This window comes from Rhodococcus globerulus, from assembly GCF_019334125.1.
In the GTDB taxonomy this organism is placed as follows: domain Bacteria; phylum Actinomycetota; class Actinomycetes; order Mycobacteriales; family Mycobacteriaceae; genus Rhodococcus_F; species Rhodococcus_F globerula.
On sequence record NZ_CP079698.1, the window covers coordinates 5,396,005 to 5,421,518 of the forward strand.

At 61.3% G+C, this 25,514-nt stretch carries 22 protein-coding genes and 1 riboswitch; of the genes, 12 read left to right on the top strand and 10 right to left on the bottom strand.

Going from position 1 to position 25,514, the window contains the following annotated elements; translation table 11 throughout:
* Window positions 1-418 precede the first annotated feature (418 nt).
* Both KYT97_RS24605 and KYT97_RS24610 read right to left on the bottom strand, forming a co-directional pair.
* Entirely contained in the window at window positions 419-1,234 is an 816-nt protein-coding gene (locus KYT97_RS24605; protein WP_116102262.1) for an ABC transporter, read from the bottom strand.
* Window positions 1,235-1,301: 67 nt separating this feature from the next.
* Window positions 1,302-1,616, bottom strand: a complete 315-nt coding sequence (locus tag KYT97_RS24610) for a DMT family transporter (RefSeq protein WP_033232602.1) — start codon at window positions 1,614-1,616, stop codon at window positions 1,302-1,304.
* Between the two features lie 11 nt (window positions 1,617-1,627).
* Window positions 1,628-1,690: riboswitch (guanidine-III (ykkC-III) riboswitch) on the bottom strand.
* Window positions 1,691-1,820: 130 nt separating this feature from the next.
* Between KYT97_RS24610 and KYT97_RS24615 the strand changes: the two genes are divergently transcribed.
* The gene (locus tag KYT97_RS24615; protein WP_219113111.1) at window positions 1,821-2,528 is read left to right on the top strand and encodes a response regulator transcription factor; all 708 of its coding nucleotides are present in this window, start codon (window positions 1,821-1,823) and stop codon (window positions 2,526-2,528) included.
* Window positions 2,525-3,976, top strand: a complete 1,452-nt coding sequence (locus KYT97_RS24620; protein ID WP_219110885.1) for a sensor histidine kinase — start codon at window positions 2,525-2,527, stop codon at window positions 3,974-3,976. Before KYT97_RS24615 ends, KYT97_RS24620 begins: the two co-directional genes overlap by 4 nt.
* A 284-nt stretch (window positions 3,977-4,260) precedes the next feature.
* Here the strand turns inward: KYT97_RS24620 and KYT97_RS24625 are convergent, their stop codons facing one another.
* On the bottom strand, window positions 4,261-4,896 hold the full coding sequence (locus KYT97_RS24625; RefSeq protein WP_033232267.1) for a ScbR family autoregulator-binding transcription factor: 636 nt from the start codon (window positions 4,894-4,896) through the stop codon (window positions 4,261-4,263).
* A 212-nt stretch (window positions 4,897-5,108) separates the two neighbouring features.
* Window positions 5,109-5,537, bottom strand: coding sequence for an HIT family protein (locus tag KYT97_RS24630; RefSeq protein ID WP_116102257.1), 429 nt, complete (start codon window positions 5,535-5,537; stop codon window positions 5,109-5,111).
* Between the two features lie 140 nt (window positions 5,538-5,677).
* On the opposite strand from KYT97_RS24630, the gene KYT97_RS24635 reads away from it, so the two are divergent.
* The 4 genes from KYT97_RS24635 to KYT97_RS24650 all read left to right on the top strand — a co-directional run bounded on the left by KYT97_RS24635 (window position 5,678) and on the right by KYT97_RS24650 (window position 12,201).
* Complete coding sequence (locus KYT97_RS24635) at window positions 5,678-6,919, top strand: bifunctional glycosyltransferase family 2/GtrA family protein (RefSeq protein ID WP_219110887.1); 1,242 nt, start codon at window positions 5,678-5,680, stop codon at window positions 6,917-6,919.
* Window positions 6,916-8,994: a glycosyltransferase family 39 protein gene (locus KYT97_RS24640; protein ID WP_219110889.1), complete on the top strand. Its 2,079-nt coding sequence runs from the start codon at window positions 6,916-6,918 to the stop codon at window positions 8,992-8,994. The genes KYT97_RS24635 and KYT97_RS24640 overlap by 4 nt, the downstream gene beginning before the upstream one ends.
* Window positions 8,995-9,128: 134 nt before the next feature.
* Complete coding sequence (gene purD, locus KYT97_RS24645; RefSeq protein ID WP_033232262.1) at window positions 9,129-10,385, top strand: phosphoribosylamine--glycine ligase; 1,257 nt, start codon at window positions 9,129-9,131, stop codon at window positions 10,383-10,385.
* A gap of 157 nt (window positions 10,386-10,542) precedes the next feature.
* On the top strand, window positions 10,543-12,201 hold the full coding sequence (locus KYT97_RS24650; protein WP_033232261.1) for a GMC oxidoreductase: 1,659 nt from the start codon (window positions 10,543-10,545) through the stop codon (window positions 12,199-12,201).
* A 55-nt stretch (window positions 12,202-12,256) separates the two neighbouring features.
* Here the strand turns inward: KYT97_RS24650 and KYT97_RS24655 are convergent, their stop codons facing one another.
* The 3 genes from KYT97_RS24655 to KYT97_RS24665 form a co-directional block, all read right to left on the bottom strand.
* Window positions 12,257-13,495 (bottom strand): HNH endonuclease signature motif containing protein, encoded by a 1,239-nt coding sequence (locus KYT97_RS24655; protein WP_072782592.1) that lies wholly within the window; start codon window positions 13,493-13,495, stop codon window positions 12,257-12,259.
* A 167-nt stretch (window positions 13,496-13,662) separates the two neighbouring features.
* Complete coding sequence (locus KYT97_RS24660) at window positions 13,663-14,619, bottom strand: esterase/lipase family protein (protein ID WP_219110891.1); 957 nt, start codon at window positions 14,617-14,619, stop codon at window positions 13,663-13,665.
* A gap of 210 nt (window positions 14,620-14,829) precedes the next feature.
* Window positions 14,830-15,441 (bottom strand): TetR/AcrR family transcriptional regulator, encoded by a 612-nt coding sequence (locus tag KYT97_RS24665; protein WP_162487754.1) that lies wholly within the window; start codon window positions 15,439-15,441, stop codon window positions 14,830-14,832.
* 118 nt (window positions 15,442-15,559) lie between these two features.
* Between KYT97_RS24665 and KYT97_RS24670 the strand changes: the two genes are divergently transcribed.
* From KYT97_RS24670 to KYT97_RS24685, 4 genes are all read left to right on the top strand, one after another.
* Window positions 15,560-16,762: a CaiB/BaiF CoA transferase family protein gene (locus KYT97_RS24670; protein ID WP_033233912.1), complete on the top strand. Its 1,203-nt coding sequence runs from the start codon at window positions 15,560-15,562 to the stop codon at window positions 16,760-16,762.
* A gap of 82 nt (window positions 16,763-16,844) precedes the next feature.
* A complete protein-coding gene (locus KYT97_RS24675) occupies window positions 16,845-18,278 on the top strand; it encodes an aldehyde dehydrogenase family protein (protein ID WP_072782643.1) in 1,434 nt (477 codons plus the stop codon).
* Between the two features lie 35 nt (window positions 18,279-18,313).
* Complete coding sequence (locus KYT97_RS24680) at window positions 18,314-19,360, top strand: zinc-binding dehydrogenase (protein WP_033233913.1); 1,047 nt, start codon at window positions 18,314-18,316, stop codon at window positions 19,358-19,360.
* Between the two features lie 77 nt (window positions 19,361-19,437).
* Window positions 19,438-21,048 carry an ABC transporter substrate-binding protein gene (locus KYT97_RS24685; protein WP_033233914.1) on the top strand — a complete coding sequence of 537 codons (1,611 nt, stop codon included), beginning with the start codon at window positions 19,438-19,440 and terminating at the stop codon, window positions 21,046-21,048.
* Window positions 21,049-21,271: 223 nt separating this feature from the next.
* Here KYT97_RS24685 and KYT97_RS24690 read toward each other — a convergent pair whose 3' ends face one another.
* On the bottom strand, window positions 21,272-22,105 hold the full coding sequence (locus tag KYT97_RS24690; RefSeq protein ID WP_072782646.1) for a phosphatase PAP2 family protein: 834 nt from the start codon (window positions 22,103-22,105) through the stop codon (window positions 21,272-21,274).
* 106 nt (window positions 22,106-22,211) lie between these two features.
* Here KYT97_RS24690 and KYT97_RS24695 point away from each other — a divergent pair, with 106 nt between their 5' ends.
* Window positions 22,212-22,889, top strand: coding sequence for a response regulator transcription factor (locus tag KYT97_RS24695; protein WP_033234324.1), 678 nt, complete (start codon window positions 22,212-22,214; stop codon window positions 22,887-22,889).
* Between the two features lie 3 nt (window positions 22,890-22,892).
* On the opposite strand, the gene KYT97_RS24700 is transcribed toward KYT97_RS24695, so the two are convergent.
* Window positions 22,893-24,278: a sensor histidine kinase gene (locus tag KYT97_RS24700; protein WP_219110892.1), complete on the bottom strand. Its 1,386-nt coding sequence runs from the start codon at window positions 24,276-24,278 to the stop codon at window positions 22,893-22,895.
* 112 nt (window positions 24,279-24,390) lie between these two features.
* Here KYT97_RS24700 and KYT97_RS24705 point away from each other — a divergent pair, with 112 nt between their 5' ends.
* Entirely contained in the window at window positions 24,391-24,915 is a 525-nt protein-coding gene (locus tag KYT97_RS24705) for a hypothetical protein (protein WP_033233916.1), read from the top strand.
* A gap of 55 nt (window positions 24,916-24,970) precedes the next feature.
* Here KYT97_RS24705 and KYT97_RS24710 read toward each other — a convergent pair whose 3' ends face one another.
* Complete coding sequence (locus KYT97_RS24710; protein WP_033233917.1) at window positions 24,971-25,513, bottom strand: putative immunity protein; 543 nt, start codon at window positions 25,511-25,513, stop codon at window positions 24,971-24,973.
* Window position 25,514 lies beyond the last annotated feature (1 nt).

Genomic DNA, 25,514 nt, shown 5'->3' on the forward strand with positions numbered 1-25,514 from the left:
TAGTCGCGGAACGAGTGGATTGCCGTCGGATTCGTTACCTTTGTCACGAATCGGACATCGAGCATATTGGCTGGTGACGTTTGGCGACGCGCAGAAATGGGTATGCGCCAGTTCGCTCTAAATCTGTTGTGCTGCAACACATCCGTAAGAAGTTGCGACTGTAGTACAAGATTCTTCGTCAAGTCCCCGGATGCTCCGTGCATGGCCTATTCTCAGCGCCAGCGCACAAACTTGTACGTGTAACCCGAAGACAGTGAAGGGGATACGACAATGAATGGACTTATTGCCGCATTGAACAGCGGATTCACCCTCGGCCTGGCGAACACGATCCTGACTTTCGGCGGAATTATCGTCAATCTCAATATCGTGATCAATAACTGACTCCGCGAAACTACTCTGTTATGCAGGTAAGAACCCGTTATGCGGGTTCGATGCCTACATCGGATATCGGCCGCTCGCTCTTGCCTTTGAGCCATCGGTTGGGGAGCTTTCCGGCAAGTTCTCCGAGTGGGCCCACCGCAGCACTCAGTACCGCGACGGTGTCCTGAAGTATTTCGATGCTCGCACTCATGCGTTCGAGGTTGGGGGCCAATGACGTCAGAGTGTCGGAAAGGGCAACAATCTGATCGAGTGGACCACCCTCGGCGATAAGTCTTTCGAATGCGCCGTTCTCTGCGAGCAGCGTTTCGAGGATTCCGTTTTCTGCCAGTGCGCGATCGATGACGCCGTTCTTTGCGGTGAGGCGCTCCACCGCGCCGTCCTGGGCCGTCAATCTTTCCAATGGGCCGTCTTCGGCCGTCATCCGGTCGAGTAGCCCACCGGGTGCAAGCAGTCGCTCCAACGCGCCGTCCTCGGCGAGCACTCGGTCCAGCGGGCCGCCCGGCGCGAGCACGCGTTCGAGCGGGCCACCTGGAGCTAGAAGGCGTTCGAGTGTTCCGTCCGGTGCAGTCAACTTGTCGACCGGTCCGCCGGGGGCCAACAGTCGATCGAGTGGCCCGCCGGCGGCGAGAGCCTGCCCGATGGGACGGTCGTCCGCTGTCAGTGACGACAACTGTTGAATCATCTGCAACGGCCCGCGCGGATTTGCCAGGGATGCCGCGCCGACCGTCGCGGCGCCTGGGTTCGAGATGACAACTCGTACGGTTGTCACCGTCAGTTCGGCAATACCCAGGCTGATTTCTGCGGCGGCGATGCCCGCGCGCACGGGTAGCGTGAGTATCTCGACCAGTCTCATTGAATAACTGTAACCGGTCACACACAAATACTCGCCCGGATAATGCGGGCGTCAGTGCAGAAGAACGTCAGTGCAGAACCTTGAGGCCGACCACTGCTCCGATGATGACCAGAATCAACAGGACTTTGACGATCGACGAGGACTCGGTACCCGTGATCATGGCGTATCCGACGGTCAGCGCGGCGCCGATGCCGACCCAGATTGCGTACGCAGTGCCGATCGGAAGCGTCCGCATTGCGTACGCAAGACCGGCCATGCTGACGATCAGACCGAGTATGAACACGATGGTGGGTGACAGCTTGCTGAATCCATCGGATTTGCCCAGTGCGGTGGCCCACACAGCTTCGAAGATTCCGGAAATTACGAGCACGATCCATGCCATGACGAACACTCCTAACACCGTCTTGTCGCTGGCCGGGTACGGTGTGCTCGTCCGGATGTCGTTACCGACTCACTTCACGATAGCAACGGAACGCAGGTCGAAGGCTGATTCGGGCGGTCAGACCAGTCACATCCGAAACCGTTCACAGGAACTTCCCAGGGAACACGCAGCGTGAATCCAGTAGGAGGGGAGAAGATCGTTTTTGTGACCGACAAGCCAAGTGAAGCCCGCATCCTCGTTGTCGACGACGAGCCAACCATCGTGGAGTTGCTCTCCGTGAGCCTCCGTTTTCAAGGTTTTGAGGTTGCCACCGCATCCAGTGGCGCCGAAGGCCTCGACGTGGCGCGGACATTCCGTCCCGACGCGATCATCTTGGACGTCATGATGCCCGGAATGGATGGCTTCGGACTGCTGCGACGGTTGCGTGCGGACGGCGTCGACGCCCCGGTGCTTTTTCTGACGGCGAAGGACGCGTTGGACGACAAGATTACCGGCCTCACGTTGGGTGCTGATGATTACGTGACCAAGCCGTTCAGCCTCGAGGAAGTGGTGACGCGGTTGCGCGTCATACTGCGCCGAGCAGGGCGCGGAGTTGCGCCGGAGCAGTCCCCTCGGGTTACGTTCGCGGACATCGAACTTGACGACGACACGCGTGAAGTGTGGAAGAGCGGAGAGCTGGTATCGCTGTCTCCGACGGAGTTCACTCTGCTGCGGTACTTCATGGTCAATGCCGGCACTGTCCTGAGCAAGCCGCGCATCCTCGATCACGTCTGGAACTACGACTTCGGCGGCGAGGTGGGTGTGGTCGAGTCCTATGTTTCCTACCTTCGACGCAAAGTCGACACGGGTGAGACTCCGTTGATCCACACGTTGCGTGGCGTCGGGTACGTGATGCGCGAACCTCGGCGATGACTTCGCAGTTGCAGACCGAAAAGCCTTCCTCGGGAGGGCGATTCCGTGTGCATGCGCTTCCGCTCCGATTCACGCTTGTGGCCGCACTACTCATTCTGGCTGGAATGGGTTTGCTCGCATCCGGAGTGGCGGTGACGTCTGCGCTCGAGAACTCGCTGACGCAACGTACCGATCGGACTCTGTACGAGGCCATCGACGGTTGGGCAAAGCCGCATTCGCGAGATGTCCAGCCGCCCAGCGCCGTCGGCCCGAATACCCGTCCGCCGAGCCCGTTCTTCGTGCGCACGGTGACTGCGGACGGAAAAATCATCACCCTGAACGACCAATCGTCGTCGACAACGCCGGACCTGTCTGTCGACGCGACGAACGGGCCGGTCACGACAGGTTCGACGGACGGTTCGGATGTGAAGTGGCGTGTGCTCTCCACTGTTCGAGACGGAACAACCACCACAATCGGCGTCCGCATGACGGATATCGAGCAGACTGTCGACGACCTGATCGGTCTCCAGTTCGGGATCGGTGTGGTGGTGTTACTCGTACTCGGCGGTGCGGCCTACTTCGTCGTCCGTCGTAGTCTTCGGCCTTTGGTAGAAGTTGAGGAAACTGCAGCAGCCATTGCCGCGGGCGATCTCCACCGACGTGTTCCAGAAAGGGACGATCGTACCGAAATCGGTCGATTGTCGGTGGCGCTCAACGGAATGCTGGCCCAGATTCAGCGGGCCTTTGCTGCAACGGAGGCGTCGGAAGAATCGGCACGCCGCTCGGAAGAGCGTATGCGACGTTTTGTCGGCGATGCGAGCCATGAATTGCGCACTCCGCTGACTACCATCCGCGGGTTCTCGGAACTGTATCGCCAAGGTGCCATGACGGATACGGCCACACTGATGAACCGCATCGAAGGGGAAGCGTCGAGGATGGGCTTGCTGGTCGAAGACCTCCTGATGCTCGCGCGACTCGACGAGCAACGTCCACTCGACAACAAGACGGTGGATCTCCTTGCCGTTGTGGCAGATTCGATTCAAGCGGCGCGGGCCATCGCGCCCGATCGGAGCGTCACGCTGGCGATGACGGGTGGGCCGGGGACCCCCGAGGTTGTCGGGGATCAGGCCCGCCTGCGCCAAGTAGTCGCGAACCTGGTCGGAAATGCAGTCAAGCACACTCCGCCGGACGCTGAGATCGTCATTCGGTTGGGGACTACCGAAGACACTGTGGTCATCGAGGTTTCGGATACCGGCCAAGGGCTCAGTGAGGAAGACGCGGCACGAATTTTCGAAAGGTTCTATCGCGCGGACACGTCCCGCACGAGGGAAACCGGCGGTGCGGGTCTCGGTCTGTCGATCGTGTCCGCGTTGGTGGAAGCACACCATGGAACCGTCTCGGTGACCAGCGCGCCCGGCGAGGGTGCGACCTTCCGGGTCGAACTGCCTCGCGAGCCCCACGAAGACTGACCTGGAGAGAAAACTGTGTAGCATCCACTGCGCAACACCACTCGAACGTCGTTGGCGCCAGACCGGTCACGAGGTAGTTCCGGGGCGACAAGATCGTGAAAACTGCTGCCGCCGAAGGTGAAAAAAAGAACGATTACCTGCGTTATCTTCGAACAAGTCCAGCGACAGGCACTTCTCGACGAAGTTGCACGCTTGTACGAGACAAGTGGTAATCGACGTTCGGCGTGTCGAGTGCCACACGCGGAGTGCGCGACCCACCGCTGCCGAGTTCGCGGAAAGTCCGGTCAGGCGACGTAGGACTCGAGGCGGGTTCTCACCAGGGTGTCGATGTCACCGCGACGCTTCTCCGAGACCACACCGGCAAGGAGCAGTACGAACAACTCGTCGATGCGCTCCGAGAGATCCGCTCGACGCGTCAGCACGTTCGAGACCATTTGCACGCCCGTGAATGTCGCCGTGACAACACGACCTACGGATTCGGGTGTGACGTCTTGGCGGATATCGCCTTCTTGCTGTGCGATGTCGGCCAGCCTTTGAAGTTCTCGAATCCAGGTGAGATAGGGCTCGAAGGGGCCGTCGGCAGTATTGAGCTCCAAGGTGAGTCGGATGCCGGCGCGAACGACTGGATCGGAGATCAATTGTCGAGCGATCTCGTTGCAGACCATGATGACCTGCTCCAATGCCGGGGCGCCGGTAGACGCAGCTGCAGAGAACGATGCCAGGGAAATGCGATGCTGCTCGTCGATGACGGCCTGGGCAAGTTCGTCTTTGGAGGAGAAGTGAAAGTAAACCGCGCCCTTGGTCATCCGTGACGCGGACACGATGTCATTCATGCTGGTGCTGCCGTACCCAGAGATTTCGAAACGGTCAGCCGCGCCGCGGAGAATCTGCTGGCGACTGATTTTGGCGCGTTCCTGCATTGCTTCCGTTCCTCCGAATGGTCCCAACTGGTGTGTCCCGTTGGGCGCTGGTCCTGCGACCAGCGCTCAACGGTAGCAGCGAAACTCGTTGTTGTGCGACAACGTAAACGGACTGTTCGGAATGTGGAAGTGCAGGTCACCGTCAATAAACGGAATAAAGTGGACGGCCGCAACACTGGATCGGACATTGCGGCAACTCTCACAGTTAACCGTCAGCGCGCTGAAACGTTGCTCGTATGTCCGATTTCGCGAAGTGCTGCCTTCAGACGTGCTTGGGCGTCTTCGAGAGATTCAGGCGACGGCGACGGATCGGCGCCACTGATGTCGAAATTTCCCATTGTGTATGCGGGAAAAACATGGACGTGCAGATGCGGCACTTCCAAACCGGCGATCAGGAGCCCGGCGCGCGGCGCGTCGAACGCTTTGCGCACGGCCTGGCCCATCGTGCGCGCAACTGCGGTCACTTTGGCAAAAAGTTCGGGATCGACGTCCTGCCACTGATCTACCTCGGTACGAGGAACTACCAGTACATGGCCCTGTGTCACCGGCGCGATAGTAAGGAAGGCAACGACGTCGTCGTCCTCCCACACAAAACGGCCAGGTAGGTCCCCGTTGATAATGGCGCTGAATACTGAAGGCATAGGTCAAAGGCTATCCCGCACAGTGTTTGGCAGGAAACCCGTCGTTGGGCAGGAAAGTTCGCAGGCAGGGAATCTGGTTGCCAGGAAACTCCCAGCCCGTGTCCAGAGTGATCACGGCGTAGCGGGCGATTCTGAGACGCATGACGACAGAAGCCATGCAGACCGTGGGCGCCACGGACGCTGGGGGACGTTCCACGACGGCGGTAGTGCTGGACGTGGTGGTCCCGGTGTACAACGAGGAAGCCGGCCTCGCCACGTGCGTTCGGCGGTTGCGCCACCACCTACGAACCCACGTTCCCTATCCGGCGCGGATAACGATCGCCGACAACGCCAGTGTCGACGGAACATTGGCAATCGGACACTCTCTCGCCGAGGAATTCGACGACGTCCGAGTTGTGCACCTGGACGAGAAGGGGCGGGGTCGGGCGCTGCGGCAGGTATGGAGTGCGTCCGACGCCGACATTGTCGCGTACATGGACGTGGATCTCTCCACCGATCTCAATGCATTGATGCCGCTGATCGCACCGTTGGTGTCCGGGCATTCGGATATCGCGATCGGATCCCGGTTGGCACGTTCGTCGCGGGTCGTTCGCGGCCCCAAACGTGAGTTCATCTCACGCAGTTACAACCTCATTCTGCGCAGCGCACTGCACGCCCGGTTCTCCGACGCCCAGTGCGGATTCAAGGCGATGCGCCTCGATGTTGCGCGCCAACTGCTTCCGTTGGTGGAGGACACAGGATGGTTCTTCGACACGGAACTGCTGGTATTGGCCGAGCGGTCCGGGATGCGAATCCACGAGGTACCGGTGGACTGGGTCGACGACCCCGACAGCCGAGTCGACATCGTTGCCACCGCAGTTGCCGATATCAAAGGAGTAGTGCGCGTGGGCCGAGCACTGTCGAGCGGATCTCTGCCCCTGGCGGACCTTCGGGCAAGCTTCGGACGGGAGCCGCTGGTTCCCGGTGTGCCACGCGGGATGGTCGGACAACTGGCCAGGTTCGCCGTTGTCGGTGTCGTCTCGACCCTGGCCTACGCACTCCTGTACCTCGCACTGCACTCCGTGATGGGTGCCCAGTGGGCCAACGCAGTTGCACTGTTGGTGACTGCGGTCTTCAACACCACGGCCAATCGTGCCTTCACCTTCGGTATTCGAGGTTCGGAAGGTTCCGGGCGCCATCAGGCACAGGGTCTGCTGGTATTCGCGTTCGGGCTCCTTCTCACCAGTGGATCGTTGTTCGTGCTGCATTCCGCGGCCCCTGACGCATCCAAACATATCGAGTTGGCCGTCCTGATCATCGCCAATCTTGTTGCCACAGTGAGTCGATTTGTTGCACTTCGCTGGGTATTCCGTTCCGCACAACCTGTAGGAGTTACTCGATGACCGCTACTGTCGAACAGGAGGGTGTCGTCGCGCCTCTTCCCGAACCGCCACGTTCCGTGCGCTGGGAGCCGTGGGCTTTGGGCGCGCTTCTTGTGGGTACCGGTGTTGCCTACATCTGGGGGTTGGGAGCTTCCGGTTGGGCGAACTCGTTCTATGCCGCTGCGGTGCAAGCTGGTTCGGTGTCGTGGAAGGCTTTCTTCTTCGGCTCTTCGGACGCGGCCAACTCGATTACCGTCGACAAGCCGCCGATGTCGCTGTGGCTCATGTCGTTGTCCGTGCGCATCTTCGGGCTCAGCTCGTGGGCGATGTTGGTGCCGCAGGCGTTGCTCGGTGTCGGTTCGGTCGCGCTGTTGTGGGCTACCGTTCGCCGGTACTTCGGCGCCGCCGAGGGACTCCTCGCTGGGCTGGTTCTGGCGCTCACTCCTGTTGCCGCACTGATGTTCCGGTTCAACAACCCCGACGCGCTGCTGGTTCTCCTCATGATCGCGGCAGTATGGGCGATGATGAGAGCCGTCGAAGACGGCCGAACCCGATGGCTCGTGCTGGTCGGTGTGTTCTGCGGCTTCGGCTTCCTGACCAAGCAGTTGCAAGTCATGCTTGTCGTCCCGCCGCTGGCTCTGACATACCTGATCGCGGGTCCTCCGAAGTTGGGCAAGCGGGTTCTGCAACTGTTTGCCGCACTCGGCGGTCTGATCGTTTCTGCCGGTTGGTGGTTGGCGATCGTGGAACTGTGGCCGGCTGATTCGCGTCCGTGGATCGGCGGTTCGCAGAACAACTCCATTCTCGAATTGACGCTAGGCTACAACGGATTGGGCCGATTGAGCGGCAACGAGACCGGCAGCGTCGGCGGGGGTGGAGCGGCACCGGGTGGTGCAGGCGGCGGTGGCGGCATGTGGGGTACCACTGGCATCACGCGGCTTTTCGAATCAGCCCAGGGCGGCCAGATAGCCTGGCTGATTCCGGCAGCACTCATTTTGCTTGTTGCCGGAATCGTAGTGCGGGGTAAGGCACCTCGTGTCGACACACAGCGCGCGTCGTTCATCGTGTGGGGTCTCTGGTTGCTGGTAACCGGACTGACCTTCAGCTTCATGGCCGGAATTTTCCACGCCTACTACACGGTCGCGCTGGCCCCGGCGATTGCCGCGCTGGTCGGATCGGGCTCCGTGCTCTTGTGGCGTCGCCGCGAAACTGTGTGGGTTCGTATCGTCCTGGCTGTTTCACTGGCGGCAACTGTGGCGATGGCATGGGTATTGCTGGGACGCGCACCGTCGTTTGTCCCGTGGCTGCGGTGGACCATTCTTGCGGTCGGCATTGTTGCCGCGGCGGCGATGCTGATTCCCGCGATCACTCGGGGACGACTGGCAGTAGCGGTGGTACTCGCGGCGCTGTTCACGGGACTCGCCGGGCCGAGCGCCTATGCGATCGACACGATCAACACTCCGCACACCGGTTCGATAGTCTCCGCCGGCCCCAGTGTTCAAGGTGGAATGGGTGGACCGGGTGGTGGTCGCGGGGGATTTGGTGGAGCAGGCGACGGCGGCATCCGACCTACTGGCGGCGCGGGCGCCACCCGACCTACTGGCGGCGCGGGCGCCGCAATGGGCACACCGCCTACCGGGATGGGTCAGGCCCCAGGTGCCGGCGCAACCCCGGGAGCTGCTGTCACGCCGGGGACTGCAATCGACGGCGCTCGAGGTGGCATGGGCGGTTCGGCAGGTGGGCTCCTGCGGGGCAGCACCCCCGGTGCGGCTGTGGTGGAGAAGCTCGAGGAGAACGCCGACCAGTTCACCTGGGTAGCGGCGGCAATCGGGTCGAACAGTGCGTCTGGATACCAACTCGCGACGGAGTCTCCGGTCATGGCGATCGGCGGCTTCAACGGTAGCGATCCGTCGCCGACGCTCGAGCAGTTCCAGCAGTACGTGGCGGACGGGAAGATTCACTTCTTCATCGCAGGCGGCGGAATGGGCGGCGGTATGAACGCCGAAGGAACGGCCACCGCGATCTCGAAATGGGTGACCGAGAACTTCACGGCGACCACAGTGGATGGAGTGACTCTCTACGACCTGACGGTCTGACACGCGCCGTCGGCAGGGTCGCGCAGTCCGGTCAACCCGATCGGACTGCGCGACCTTGTTCTGTCTTGTGTACCGGGAACCCCCAGGTGGCACACGCTGCGAGACGCACCGGTGTGGGGCCGTAGTCTGTTCACGTGCGCGTACTCGTAATCGGCTCCGGAGCCCGTGAACATGCCCTCCTTCTCTCTCTTGCTCGCGATCCAGGTGTCACGGCCCTGATCTGCGCGCCCGGTAATGCCGGTATCGCCAAGATCGCCGAGCAACACCCGGTCGACGTCGCGTCGGGCGAGGCTGTCACTGCGTTGGCGAAAAAGGTCGAGGCAGACCTCGTTGTCATCGGTCCTGAGGTTCCGCTGGTACTCGGTGTCGCCGATGCGGTGCGAGCAGCCGGTATCGCCTGCTTCGGGCCTTCTGCCGACGCAGCCCGCATCGAAGGTTCCAAGGCTTTTGCCAAGGACGTCATGGCTGTTGCCGGTGTCAAGACCGCTCACAGTGAGATCGTCGACAATCCCGCCAAGCTCGACGAGGCCCTCGATCGTTTCGGCCCCAACTGGGTGGTCAAGGACGACGGACTGGCCGCTGGCAAGGGCGTCGTAGTTACGACCGACCGCGGCGCAGCGCGTGACCACGCTGCCGAACTGCTCGAGAGTGGCCACCCGGTCTTGCTCGAATCATTCCTCGACGGACCCGAGGTGTCGCTCTTCTGCCTCGTCGACGGAGAGACGGTTGTTCCATTGCTGCCCGCGCAGGATCACAAGCGCGTCGGCGACGGTGACAGCGGACCCAACACCGGCGGCATGGGTGCGTACACCCCGTTGCCGTGGTTGCCGGACGAGATGGTCACGCAGATCGTCGACGACGTCGTGAAGCCTGTCGCCGCGGAGTTGGTTGCACGGGGCAGCGGTTTCACCGGCCTCCTCTACGCCGGCCTCGCGATGGGTGTCAACGGACCGGCCGTGGTCGAGTTCAACTGCCGATTCGGTGACCCGGAAACGCAGGCAGTTCTCGCGCTGCTCGAAACGCCGCTGGGCGGATTGCTCAACGCCGCGTCCACCGGCACGCTTGATTCCGTTGGTCCGTTGCAGTGGCGCGACGGCAGTGCCGTCACAGTCGTGATTGCCGCAGAGAACTACCCGGCGACGCCGCGCACAGGCGACGTGATCACCGGAGCAGACGCCGAGGGCGTTCTCCATGCCGGCACAAAAAAGCGTGACGACGGCGCCGTGGTGTCGGCCGGCGGTCGTGTGCTGAGTGTTGTCGGAGTGGGTAAGAATCTTGCCGAAGCACGCGACGACGCCTACGCGAAGATTGCACTCGTGAAGCTTCCCGGTGGGCATTTCCGAACCGATATCGGCCTCGGTGCCGTCGAGGGGCGTATCGCTCTTCCCTGATCCACATCTTCCTTAAGTGACCGGTGAACCGTGTGTTCACCGGTCACTTTTGTTTGAAATGAACGACTGCTCGATGTTACCGACGGGTATTGCTCATCGGAGTTGTTCGGGAACGGTATATCTCTGCGCGGGGGCCAACCGAACAAGAAGGAGTCACTTGAGCATTCGAGCTGGATCCAAGGACCGATACGCGCGTACCACTTCCGGGCTGACGCGTAGAAACTTCCTTGCCGCAACAGGATTAGCTGTAGGCGCTGCCGCATTGTCTTCGTCGTGGACGACGGCAGCGGCCTCGCCCCGACGGGCGCTGAGTGACGGTGACCGCGTTCCGGCCCTGGTGATAGGTAGTGGCTACGGTGGAGCAGTCGCCGCACTGCGATTGACGCAGGCCGGTATCGACACGCACATGGTCGAGATGGGCCGATCCTGGACCACCCCGGGATCCGACGGTAAGATCTTCTGCCCGACGCTCTCGCCGGATGGTCGTTCGTTCTGGCTCAGAGATCGCACAGTACAACCGGTTTCGCACTTCTCGGGCGGTTCGATCGACAAGAACATCAGCCGATACGTCGGCGTTCTCGACGCCGAGGACTTCGGTGGGATCAAGGTCTACCAGGGTCGCGGGGTGGGCGGCGGATCGCTTGTCAACGGCGGAATGGCGGTGACGCCGAAGCGTAACTACTTCGAGGAAATCCTTCCCGGTGTCGATTCCGAAGAGATGTACTCGACCTACTTCCCGCGGGCCAACGCTGCGCTGGGTGTGAACAATATCGATCCTGCCTGGTTCGAGTCGACCGAGTATTACGCATTCGCGAGAACCGGCCGGAAGACCGCCGAGAGATCGGGTTACACAACAACATTCGTTCCCAACGTCTACGACTTCAACTACATGAAGCAGGAGGCTTCGGGGGCGGTTGCCAAGTCCGCCCTGGCGTCCGAGGTCATTTTCGGAAACAACGCGGGCAAGAAGTCCCTCGACAAGACCTACCTCGCGGCGGCGTCGGCAACCGGACGCCTGACGATTTCCGCACTGCACGTCGTGACCAGTGTGTCGCCGGCAGCAACCGGCGGTGGGTATCAGGTAGTGATGAACCAGATCAACGAGCAGGGAAACACAGTCGGAACCAAGACGGTTGTTGCCGACAAGGTCTTCTTTGCAGCGGGAAGCATCGGAACCAGCAAGTTGCTCGTGTCGATGAAAGCGCAAGGGCAACTTGCGAACCTACCGGGAGCCGTCGGCCAGGAATGGGGCCACAACGGTAACGTGATGGTGGCCCGCGCCAATCACATGTGGGACGCGACAGGGGCAAAGCAAGCGTCGATACCGGTGATGGGTATCGACAACTGGGCCGATTCCACAGCACCCGTGTTCGCGGAGATTGCACCGTTCCCGGCCGGGACCGAGCTATGGGTGAGCCTGTACCTGGCAATTGCCAAGAATCCCGAACGTGCGCAATTCCAGTTCAACTCCACCACCGGCAAGGTTGGACTGAATTGGCAACGCTCCCAGAATCAACCGTCGATCACCATGGCCAAGAAGGTGTTCGACAAGATCAACAAGAAGGAAGGCACTATCTATCGCACCGATCTTTTCGGTCCGGTCCAGACGTGGGGCGATCAACTCACCTACCACCCGCTCGGCGGGTGCGTGCTGGGTAAGGCGACCGACAATTACGGCCGGCTTCCCGAGTATCCGGGACTCTATGTCATGGATGGCTCCCTGGTTCCAGGCAACGTCGGTGTGAATCCGTTTGTCACCATTACCGCTCTGGCGGAACGGAATATCGAGAACATCATCGCGAACGACATGCACTAGCTCAGCAGCAATGTGCACCGGGGCATGTTTCTGCCCCGGTGCACACGTTGGTTTTTCAGGCCGCTGTCGGCGGTGTGTTCCCGGGAACGGGAACTTGATACGTATCCACGGACATTGGCGGATAGAACCGGGTTTTTCGGTCGTCTCCGATGTCGACTCGCCACTCGGTGTGATGCATCATCCGATGGTGGTGACCGCACAGCAGGATCAGGTTGTCGAGGTCCGTGGGGCCGTCATCGAGCCAGTGGATCAGATGGTGGGCGTCGCACCAGCCTGGCGGGGTGCCGCAACCGGGGAAGGCACATCCGCCGTCCCGAACTGTCAGGGCCCGCCGCTGCGGGACGCTGGCAAGGCGTGCCTTCATGCCGTGATTGAGGGGAACACCGTTGCCGTCGAGGAGGATTCGGGTGCCCTCGCAGTCGCAGGCCAGCATTCGGGCGGTGTCGAGGCTGATGGGGCCGGCCCAGTTGGTGATCGCGTACCCGAGTTCCTCGGTGGAAGGCAACATGTCTTTGAGGGCTTGGAGATCGGTCATGTCTTTTGCGGTGGCGGTGATCGTCAGGTGCGGTTTCACGCCGCCTTCGACGGGACCGAGGCCCGCGGCTTCGTAGCGGCGCAGCATTTCGCAGAATCCGTCGGCGCGTCGAAGTGCCGGGGTGCGTTCGTCTTTCACACCGTCCTTCTCCGGTGTGGGCGCCGAGAGGGCGGACAGTAGTGCGATGAGACGGGCACCGTTGACGGCGTCGAGGTCACCTTTCACGCTGACTCGCCCGTACAGTCCGCGGGAGGCGTAGAACTCGTTGAGCTCGGAGTCTTCACCGGCCGGCACTCCGTCGGCGCGGTTGCCGTACTGCTTCTGGATCCGCCGAATGGCGGCGCGGACGGAATCGCAGTCGGTGATCTTTTTCGAGGCGAGGGTCAGGAGGATGTCGCGGGCTTTCTCGACGTCGGCGAGGTTCATGTTCTTGGGCGGGTGCTGGCAGAAGTGGGCGACCTGACGTGCTTTCAACGCGTCGATATCACCGTCGTGAAAGGATTGTCCGACAACAGGTTCGAGCATGAACAACCGCGCCAGGCCGACAAGTTGACTGCATTCGCCGATCTCGAGGTTGGTGGACAGGTGCAGCCACTGTGCGATGGCCCGGAATCCTTGGCCGCCGAGGGTGTCGCGGGTGAACATCTCGGTGATCATCACGACCATGCGGGACTGCATCTCGTGTCGGGCGCGAGCGAGGTCGAGTACCTCGGTCTTGAGGCCCTCGCCGTCGTATTGCCACGCTTCCCGACTGTCCATGAACTAATTTTAGTCGAACATAATTTCGATTCCTAGGGACATATCGGACAGGTTTGACGGAGATTTGATCGAAAACCATGTATTTGCACGGCTATTCAGCTCTTCGGCGGGAATCGATAAGTTCAAAAGCTTGATCGGACAATGTTGTCGGTGAATCCGCGAGCGAATCAACCCCCGTGAAACGGAGTCACCAATACGCAGGGCACGGCGCGGGTACTCTCCGAGTCCAAGGCGTTGAGCACGTGCCCTGTCGCAACCCGTGATGCCGCAATGGCAAGATGGTCCGAGAAGTCCAGCGAACATTCATCCTGCACAAAGATATTCGTAGCATTAGGAGCCTCGGCATATCCACTGGTGTACGGGATCACCAGTTGGTCGTACCGGGTCATGATGTTGGTGTACGTCACGCTTGGCGCGTAGAGGCCTGCATAACTCCCTGCGTCACTCGCCCACAGTTTCGCCAGGAAATCTGACGCCGGAAGCCCTTGTGGGCAACCAGCGCAGAACGGAATCAAAGTCCGTGCGTCGTCGGGAGCCAGATCAAGGATCCACTGGCCGTCGCCGTTCGGACCAGTACCCAGAGTACCCCTCCAGGCTGGACCCAGTGATACAAATTTATCCACAACGTGCGCTCCGTCAAAGTATTTGACGTAATAGTTGCCAACGAGGGTGCCCTCGGAAACGCCAACAATGCTGACCTTCTGCGCGCCTGTGGCAGTGCGAACACGCTCGACGAATTCCCCAACCTCTGCGGCGCTGTCCTCGAGTCGTCCCAGGCCGCCCACCGAATCGAACGGCGCCGGTAGGCTCGCGTTTTCCCCGAACGTCGGCGCAAAAACGCAGTATCCCTCGTTGGCTAGCAACGGTGAGATTGTGGTGAACATATTGAACCGGTTGGCACCCAATCCGTGTAGAAGAACCACAGGCTCTGGATGTGCGGCCGAAGGTACACAGTTCCAATCATTCGAGCCCGCCGCGGATCCGTATGGATCGCGGACCGAGTCCTGAACGAAGAGGTCATAGGGAACGGGATACTGAGGATCAGCTGTCGCAGTGGCACGGGATGAGCCGATCAGTAGTGCCAGGCCGGCCACCACAACCAGCATGGATCGAAACGCCGACATGCTCACCTCCGTGAATAGCGGACAATTGAATTCACGCTAACTGCCTTTGGTTGACAATGCGGAGGAATGATCAATACCTCTGGGTTATGGAATGACCTTGGCTTCAAAGGGGGTACGTGGCGTTTGCGACCCTCGCGTCATCGGTGGCGGGGGAGGGTCTGTCGTGTCGATGTCTTCCGGGGCGAGATGCGACAGTTCTCCGGCGATAAGTTATTGATGGCCGCCGCGTAGCCCGTCGAGCATCAGGTCGAACACCGCGGAAGCGCGGCTGTCGAGCTCGACAGCGTCGATCCCGAGGTCGCGGGCGATACTCTCACGAAATATGCCGTATCCGAGATATGTTGCAGCACTGAGCGCGTGCATCACATCGCCGTCCGCGTCGGCAGGGAGTTCGCCCGTCTTCTTGTCCCGTTCGAGCGCAATACGAGTGGCGTCGAGACCCGGGAAGATCTGAAAGTCAGGATCCTCGTCGAGGGCGAGGAGCGCCTCGAGCTTGACGAAATCGCGCTTGGACAGGGCGATCTGCCACATGGCCCGGCGACGGTCTGCAAATGGTTGGTCCCAGTGCGTTTTCGGGTCCGGGCGATTGCCTTCGAGTAGTCGCATAATCGCGGCGCGCAGCAGTCCTCGGCGGGTGCCGAAGTAGTGATAGATCTGCCCGTGGTTGACCCCGGCCTCTTTAGCGACCTCGCGCAGCGTGATTCCTGCCAGAACGCCATCGCGCTTGAGCAGTCGCAGCACTGCGTCGATCAGCTCGTTCTCGGTTTCTTCTCTGGTGCCTCGCGGGCGCCGGATGGGGGTCGAAGCATCTCTTTCGGACATGTTCTCCATGCTCCCAGCCTTCCTCGAAGCGTTCACGAGCACCGCTTGCCGTGACTCACTTCACAAGATACAGTCCACACCTACCAAACGTTAATAACGAACCGTTAATAGGTGGAACATGACCGAAACTGCGCTACCCCTCAAGGGAATCCGCGTCCTGGATATGGCAACGGTCCTGGCTGCGCCAGTGACCGCCACGTACCTCGGCGACTTCGGCGCCGAGGTCGTCAAGATCGAGGAACCCGGCACAGGTGACTTCATTCGTGGAGGCGGCGAGAGTAATTCCCTGCGATCACTGCAGTGGGTGCAAGAAGGACGAAACAAGAAATCGGTGACCGTCGACCTGCGCACCGAGCGGGGTCGTCAGCTGATCCGTGGGATGCTCCCGCATTTCGACGTGATCGTGACGAACTACCGTCCCCCCACACTGGAAAAGTGGGGATTGAGTCCCGAGACGATGGCCGAGATCAACCCCCGCGCCATCATTGTGTGCATCACCGGCTACGGCCTGACCGGCCCATATCGTGAGCGGGGCGCATTCGATCGCATCGCAAGCGCATTCTCCGGATTGACCTACGTCACCGGAGAACCCGAGCGAGACCCGGTGCGGTCCGGCTACTCGGTGATCGATTACATGTCCGCATATCTCGCCGCGTTCGCCGCCGTAACCGCCCTGTATCACCGCGACCAGCACGGTGGCCCCGGACAGATCATCGACCTAGGCCTGTACGAAGCAGGGTTCCGCGCGTGCGAGAACGCACTGCTGACCTACGGCGCTGAAGGACACGTACGTGAACGCGCCGGCAACCGCAATCTCGGCATCGTGCCGGCCAGTGACTTCGACACGGCCGACGGTCGCCGCATATCACTGCACGCCGGCACCGACGCCCTCTTCCGCAAGTTCGCCACGGTGATCGGCCAACCCCACCTCGCGACCGATCGACGGTTTGCCACGAGAGCGGACCGAGTCGCGAACCAACAGCACTTGTATCCGATCATCGCCGAATGGGTCGCTGGCCAGACTGCCGACGGCGCAGTCAAGTTACTCAGCGACGCTGATGTGCCTGCGGCGCCGCTCATGAGCATCGCCGATATCGCGTCCGACCCGCACTATCGCGAACGCGGCACCATCGTGACCGTCGACGACATCGAATACGGCGAGCTGCCGATGGCCGCTCCCTTTCCCAAAATGAGCGCCACCCCGGGCACGATTCGCACTCTGGGGCCAGGCCTCGGGGAACACACCGACGAGATTCTGGCCCAGCTTCTACACCTGGACGACAGTGAGCTCGCTGGCTTGCGCGCCGACGGAGTCATCTGACGTCTGCGTCGAATTCTCGTAACCCACTGCCTTACAAGCTTATTCGATCACCGAAATGAACGACGCACAGAAAGTTGGTTCGATGTCCCCCATCTCCACCGTCCCTGACACCCTGAGGGTGATCAATCCGGCCACCGAGGAGGTTGCAGCCGAGCTCACAATTGACGGCGCGGACGAATGCGCTGCCGCCGTCGACCGCGCAACCGAGGCGCAGCGGGTGTGGGCTGCGATGGCCGGTGAACAGCGCAGCGAGCTGTTGTGGCGCTGGGCCCAACTGGTCGAGGACGACTGCGCCGAGCTCGGACGGCTCGATACCGAGGACACCGGCAAAGTGCTCTCCGATGCACGTGCTCAGGCCCGCCGTGGCGCCCGCCACGCCCGGTACTGGGCAGGCAAGGCAGACAAGCTTGTCGGTCAGCAGTTCGGCGATGTGCCCGGCCAGTTCTCCTACACGCGGCTCGAGGCCCTCGGTACCTATGTGGTGGTGCTGCCGTGGAACGCGCCGGCTCATTCGTTCATGGCGCGGGCCTGTCCACCTCTTGCCTGCGGTAACTCCGTCATTGTCAAGCCGTCAGAGCTCTCCCCGCGCTCAGCGATCCGGTTGGCCGAACTTGCCGTACAGGCGGGCATACCGACCGGCGTTCTCCAGGTGGTCGTCGGAGGCGGCGCCACCGGCGGCGCCCTGTGCTCGCACCCGGACGTGGCCGGGATTTCGTTCACAGGGTCCGTCCCGACCGGACAGCACATCGCCCGCGCGGCCGCCGATACATTCAAAAAGCTCACCCTCGAGATGGGCGGAAAATCGCCGATCATCGTATTCGACGACGCAGACCTCGACTCGGCTGCTCGCGCAACGGTCCTCGGCATCTTGAACAACGCAGGCCAGGTGTGCGCCGCCGGCAGTCGGCTCCTCGTCCATGCTTCTATCGCGAAGGATTTCGTGGCAGAAGTGGCCGCGCGTATGAGCAAGGTGCGTGTCGGTGATCCACTCGATCCGCAAACACAGGTCGGCCCCGTCGTCAGCAGCGGTCAGCACGAAAAGATCCTCGGATTCCTTGACACCGCGCGCAGCGAAGGAGCGCGGATCGTGCTCGGCGGCGACCGGGTGACAACACAGCAACGTGGGTTCTACATCGCCCCGACGCTGATCGACCAAGTCGACCCTGCGATGACAGTCGCGAGCCAAGAGATCTTCGGTCCGGTGCTCAGCGTGCTGACCTTCGAGACCGAGGCGCAGGCACTCGAACTCGCGAACGCCACAGAATTCGGGCTCTCGTCCTATGTGTGGACCCGCGACCTGGGTCGGATGATCCGGATGAGCGAGGGAATCGAAGCCGGTGTCGTGCACGGTAATTCGAATCTCATGCTGGACTCGGGGCTGCCGTTCGGCGGTTTCAAACAGAGCGGTCTCGGTGGCGCCTATGGCGATGATGCGGTCTCTGGCTGCACCCGAACAAAACGCGTCACGCTTCGTACCGCCAATACCCCCCTGCCCGGGCCGTGGCCGGGAATCTGACGTCATCCCTCCCACCCCAACTTTGGAGACCACTCATGCCAATGAACACCCGCATCATCGTCCAAGACGCGACCGACGGCCCCCTCGCTCTACGCGAGGTGACGCTGCCCGACCCCGGCCCGCATGACGTTCTCGTGCAGATCCATGCCACCGGCGTGTGCCAAAGCCAGCTGTTCTGGATGCACGCCGATCACGCCGAACCGATGTTGTTCGGACATGAGGGGTACGGCACCGTCCTCGCCACCGGATCCGCCGTCACCCACATCGCGGCCGGCGAGGCCGCGATGATCACGTGGGTGCCCCGCACCGACGACCGCATTCCCACCCGCGCTTCGATCGATCTTCCCGACGGACGCACAGCTTACTCACCCAACGTCTACACCTGGGCCGAACACGCACTGGTCGACGAACTGTATGTAATGCCGTTACCTCCCGAATCGCGTGAGGACGTCGTCTCGGTTGTCGGCTGTGCGGTTGTCACCGGTGCGGGCGCCCTCTGCAATGCTGCCCCCGTCGAACCCGGCAACACGGTCGCGGTGTTCGGCGCCGGTGGAGTCGGCCTGTCCGCCGTCGCCGCTGCATCGATCCGTGGCGCGTCACGCATCGTTGCAGTCGATCTCGATGCCGAAAAGCTCGCCTTCGCCAAACAATTCGGAGCCACCGACACCATCGATGCTTCGGTGACGGACAACCCCGCCGCAGCTATCGTCGAACTGACGGGAGGGGTCGACATCGCCGTGGACTGCGTCGGGCTCACCTCCACCACCGTGCAAGCCCTCGACAGTGTGCGCGCCGGTCGAGTCGGCGGTCGGCGAGGTGGCACGGTAGTCCTCGTCGGACTCCCCAAGGGCCTCACCGAACTCAACCTCGCCGGTCTCATCGGCGGTCAGAAGCAACTTGTCGGAACCACCGCAGGCGGCTGCGGCCAAGACGACATCGGGACGTTCCTCGACTGGCACACTGAAGGACTGCTCGATCTCAACACGCTCGTCACCAACCGCTACATCCTCGAGGACATCGACCGAGCTGTCAGTGACCTCGCAGCCGGCAGAGTTCTCGGCCGCGCAATAGTCACGATGTGACGGGCGTTCAGAACCAGGTGTCATCACCGCCAAATTCCCTGTCGCTCCGCGACTTTCGAAAAGAAGGTTAGAAAAAGATGAGACGACCGTCTCTTGCACGTGCAGGCACCATGTTCACTGCGTTGGCAGCTACCGTGGTGCTGCTTTCCGGATGTGCCGCTACCACTGATTCGGCGACCGATGCGTCCGGTGTGACGTCCGGCCTGGTCGGCGAACAACCAGACGGCGGCGAACCTACCTCCGGTGGCACGCTGTCCTATGCCACGCTCTCCGGAATCAGCAGCCTGGACCCGGTCAACCGCCAGGACAGCGGGGCAACCGGAGGTAGTGAGATGGCCGCCATCTACGACCTGTTGATTCGCTACGACACGGACGCCAAGGAATACAAGCCCCAGTTGGCGCAGTCTCTGGCAGTGAATGGCGACAACACCGTCTGGACATTGAAGCTGCGACCCGATGCGAAATTCAGCGACGGTACCCCTCTCGATGCGGACGCGGTGCAATGGAGCATCAATCGCTACCTGGAGAAGAACGGTCTGCAGACACAGGTATGGAAGGCTTCCGTCGCAGACATGACATCACCGGACCCGGCGACGGTGGTCTTCACCCTGAAGCAGCCCTGGAACGAGTTCCCGATCATGTTCACCACCGGACCGGGCATGATCGTCGCGCCCTCGTCCATGGCGACCGGGACGTTCACCCCTGTCGGTGCAGGGCCGTTCACCGTGGAAAAGTTTGCATCCCAGGAAGAATTGGTTCTCGCGGCGAGTTCGACTTACTGGAACGGACAACCTCGCCTGGCGAAGTTGCGCTTCCCGGTTATCCAGGGCGAACAAGCCAAACTCGAAGCGCTCCACAGTGGCGGCATCGACGCAGCGTACGTTCGACGATCAGAGGCCGTCCACAACGCACTGGCTGCCGGCGACATCGGCTACATCCACACCGTCAGTCTGGGAACCATCGGTCTGATCAACCAGCGAGAGGGCCGCGCAGCATCCGACGAGCGAGTGCGCAAGGCGATCGTTGCCGCGATCAACCCCGCCGTCTACAACGAGCGGGCCGAGGACGGCTACGGCATGCCCGGTAGCGACATGTTCCAGTCGTGGTCCCAGTGGCACGGCACGGTTGCAGCTGCCGGCTACGATCCCGAAGCCGCGAAGAAATACCTCGCCGAGGCCAAAGCCGACGGCTACGACGGCAAGCTCACTTACGTCGGATCGAACAGTGCCGAGACCCAGCGAAATGCCCTCGCCTACCAGTCCATGTTGCAGGCCGTCGGGTTCACCGTCGAAATCTCTTACAGCCCAAGCATTACCGACCTGGTCAAGAGACTGTATGCCGACCACGACTTCGATGTCGCTCACGGGGGATTCAGTGTTCTCGAGGAGTCGCCGTTCGTGAGAATGTACGGCAATTTCCACAGCGAGTCCCCGTCGAACGTACTCGGCTACAAGAACGCGGAGATGGACCAGCTGCTCGCCCAACTGCAGACTGCGCCCAACGACGCCGACCGACTCGCCGTTCTCGAGAAGGTCCAAACCCTCGTCAACGACACGGCGCCCTTGGCCACTATCGGTGCCGGTAAGGTCCTCGTCACGTGGAGAAAGAACGTGCACGAGATCACGCCGAGCGCGGACGGAATCATGCTCTTCGGGAACGCCTGGCTCGCTGCCGATTCCGGGTCGTGAGCATGCCGCCACTTCACCCTTTACCCGCAGTCCGTCGGTTGCCCCCGGACAGGGAACGCCTGAAAGACACACCGCAAGAAATGAACTGGTTCCTGATTGGGATTATCCGAATAGGAACCTGAGCGGCAAGAGCTTGGACCCGGTGTTGCATCGGGTCCAAGCCTCTGGGGCGGTGCCTGAACCTGCTGGTGGCACATCGTCGACATGATTCTTCATGCCGTGTTCACAACGTGCGATATTCCGCAGCAGCAATTCTCGGGTCCGCCGAAGTCGACGGTGTGAGGGCGTCGTGTTTCGGGCGTGATCGGTTGTCGAGATACCGGAACGCCGCGCCGCCGATCGTGACGGCGAAAGTCGCGAGAGCTGCGCCGGCAACAACATCGGTGAGCCAGTGCACGCCCAGGTACAACCGAGTGAGCGCCACGACAAGAGTGACAACGACAGCCACGAGCATCAACAGCCGTTTGACTGAAGGTGTGTGCTGCATCGCAACAAGTAGAACAACGATGCCGATCAATGCCCCAGTGCCCGTTACATGTCCGGAGGGAAAGGAATGATCGGTCTCGAGGAGAACCTGAGAAGCTGTCGGGGGTCGCTCGCGAGCGACTACGGCCTTCATCACGGTGCTCGCCACCGCGGCCGAACCGACGGTGCCGACTACGACGATCCCGGGAATCACCGAGCGGGCCTGCCACGAAAGAACGGCGCCGGCTCCGATCCCGAGAATTGCTGTCGCAACTGGACTTCCGAGATCGGTCACGGCCACTGCAATCTGGTTGAGTCCGTGGCTTCGATGCGCGATCATCCATTCCGTCACAGGGCCGTCGAATCGGGACAACCACCCGTTGTGCATCACGGCAACGGAGAGGGTTACCAGAGCGACGATCAATCCGGTTGCGCGAATGACGCTCGATCGCAGCGTCGACGCCTGGTAGATCGAACCGAAAGCGAACAGAGCGGAAGCCAAGACGACAGCAGTCACAGCAATTTCTGCGCTGGAGCTTTCGGTCAGCACTTCGGTGACCGCGGTTCGCACGGCCGAGACAGTTGCAGGCATAGCCCGAAGTCTGCCGAGACGATGCTGAAGAAACGCTGAATGCACATTCGGTAACAGTGCGGGATCTGGTCTACTGGTTTCGGTATCGACGGAAATGGAGCCTGTGGTGCGAGTGCTGGTGGTCGAGGACGAGGTGCGCCTGGCTGAGACGATTCGGCGGGGGCTAGTGGCCGAAGGCTTTGTGACCACTGTCGAACACAATGGTGACGACGGGTTTGTCACTGCGTGTAGCAACGAGTTCGACGTGATAGTTCTCGACATCATGCTCCCCGGGAAACACGGTTACGACATTGTGCGTGACCTGCGCGCGCGTGCGGTCTGGACTCCGATCCTCATGTTGTCGGCGAAAGACGGGGAATACGACCTGGCCGACGCATTCGACCTCGGTGCCGACGACTACCTGGTCAAACCTTTTTCCTTTGTCGTGCTTCTCGCGCGCCTGCGCGCTCTGGTACGGCGCGGTGCTCCACAACGCCCGACGGTACTGACCGTTGGCGACCTTGCGCTCGATCCAGCTCGCCACCAAGTGAGCCGGGGTGCAACCGAATTGACGCTCACACCACGCGAGTACAGCGTTCTCGAATTCCTGATGCGGAACAGCGGAGTTGTCGTGACGAAGCGCGAGATCGTCAGATCCGTCTGGGATATCAATTACGAAGGCGACGAAAACATCGTCGAGGTCTACATCGGATACTTGCGTAAGAAGGTTGACGTACCGTTCGGGAAACACAGTATCGAGACGGTGCGAGGTGTCGGGTACCGATTTGTGAGCGAATCGGACTGAAGGTCAGTCTTCGGTCTTCGGGATCACAATCTCGAATCTACTTCCACCACCGAACCTTTCACTCATTGTGATAGTTCCACCATGCGCGGCGGTGATATCCGACGCGATGGCCAATCCCAGGCCGGTGCCGCCACCCTGCCGCGAGCGCGGGGAATCGAGCCTGACGAACCGGTCGAATATTCGCAGACGTTCGGCCTCGGGTATGCCCGGTCCGTCGTCCGCGATCACGATGTGTGCGCCGTCCTTGCTGTGGAAGCAGTGCAGCCACACCTGCGACCCAGCATGTCTGATGGCATTGTCGACGAGGTTGCGCACCAACCGGGTCAGCGAACGTGGGTCACCGCTGACTCGAACCGGCGCAATCTCCACTGTCACTGTGAGGCTCGAGATCCCGGCGATTCGGGTCTTTTCGGTGAGAAGGATGTCATCCAAATCGACATCGACTACGGCCCATGGGTGTTCGGCGTTGCTCTCGTCGGAACGGGCAAGTGTCAGAAGGTCGTCGATGAGTTGGCGCATTCGACGGGCCTCGGGCAGCAATGCATCTTCGATCAAGGCATCGTCGAGTAGTTCGGGGCGTCGATGTGCAAGTTCGAGAGCAGTTGTGATGGTGGACAACGGGCTTCGAAGTTCGTGGGAGGCGTCGCTGACAAACCGTTGCTGTGCTTGTGCGCCTTCGTCGAGGCGGGCCAACATGTCGTTCATTGTCCTTGCGAGGCGGGCAATCTCGTCGTTTCCCGACGGAACTGGCACTCGTTCGCCGCGGCTTCCGCTCGAGATCGACGCCACCCTGGATCGAATACGTTCCACGGGGGCAAGTGCTGAACCCACGAGGCGGTACGTCGCGAAAGCGGCCAACCCGAGAACAAACGGTCCCACCACCGCCAAAAGTATTGCCACAGCGGTCACTACGGATTCGACGGGTTCTCGGTCCGCCCCGACAAAGACGGTGACAGGCCCGGTAGGTGTCGCGACGCCGCGGCCGATAAGCCAGTAGTCGCCGTTGTCGTCCACTTCGACGCGACCGAGCGACGCAGCGTCTCCGGGTTCGAGCGTCTTTTGGGAAAGTAGTTGGTTTCCGGTACCGGGGGACTGCACCAGAACTCGATGATCCGGACCGACGATCTGAACGATCCCGACCTGGCTGTCCGTCGAGAGCAAGGACGGATCGAGATCGGCTGCGCTTTCCGCTGTGAGTTCCTGTACGAGTTGAGTGGCGCGAGTGTCCGCGGTGTCCTGCGCCGACAGTTGAAGCGAGTGTGCGAGAAGAAGTATGAGCGCGCACCCCGCTGCTACCAGGCAGAACGCTATGACCAGCGTCGACGCCACAGTCGAGCGGATACGAACACTCCACTGTGAGGGATGGAGAATCGACGACGCGAAGTTCATGCCGTCCAGTCTCGCCCAGGGAAGGAAGTATGCAAGATCCTTCTCAGCATCCTTTCAACTGAGGATCACTTATCGTGTGGTGTCGTTGGTGTCCGATAGTCGGGGGATTGCAATGGGAAACGTGCCAAGTGGTTCGCAAGACCTTCGTGTGGTCGGTGAGATTCAGGTGGACGAAGACGGCTTCTTCGCGTTGGTGAACGCTTCGACCTACGAGGGTTTTGTGGACGAGGACTGGAGCCTGCCGCAACTGTTGGAGCATTTTGCGGCCGCGCGTCGGCTCGCGTCGGCATTTGTTGTATTCGTGGGCCCGGAGGCCGATGGCACAGCGGTGAATGTCAGGCTCGGTCACCCGAAACGTGTTCCCGACGACGGCGCATCTGCCCGGATCGATGTTACCGATGGAGTGCTTTTTGTTCCGTCGTTCACGGATCTGACGATGGCGGCCCAGTTCGCGGACAGCGCCGTCGTCGAGCATCCGGAGCGCACCACTCAGGTACACGTTCCGGGTGGAACTTACGAGATCCTTGCTTGGCGAACTGGGGAGTCGTTGCATGTCTCGCTGGAGCGGGTGGGTGAGCAGCCTCTTGCTGTACCGACAGATCAGTGGGATGGCACGATTGCGTGGTTTTCCGCATAACTCGGAAATTAGCGTGATTGAATCGAAAAAGGTTTTAGGAGAGAGTGATTCGTCGCTAGGTTTCGAGGCGGCGTAGGGAGCTGTCGAGCGTGCTCATGAGTTGGGCAAGCCTGTTCTTCCCTATCGGGGCAGTCGGGTATCGCCCGAGGACGTCGACCAGCACAGAGGTCGCGCGATCGCAGGTCGACTTTATGGACTGTGCTGCGGCGGCTTCATCGCCGCCCGCCTCGAGTTCGGCTACTCGGGCGGCACACGCCGCCGCTCGCAAGATGTGGCCGACTTGCGTCGCTCTCGCGATGGGGTGCAGGTAGGCAGCAGCTGCGGCGTCACCGCAGGCCCGTGCCGCGAGCTGCCCGGCCTCGCTCGTGATCTCCTGTGCAGCCCGGTGTGCATCGAGGGCGGCGACGCGCTGCAAGATCGTTCTCGGCGCTCCGTCGGCGAAAGCCCGTGCGGCGTCGAGTGCAGCTCGCGGGCGTGGGTCGTCGGGTGCTTCGGCCTCGAAATAGGGCAGTAGCTGCTGAGCGCTTTCGGCGGCGAAGCTTGCGACTGTGCGTAACTCGTCTGCCGTCAATGGGAAGTCGCTGTGTGCCTGTGTCATC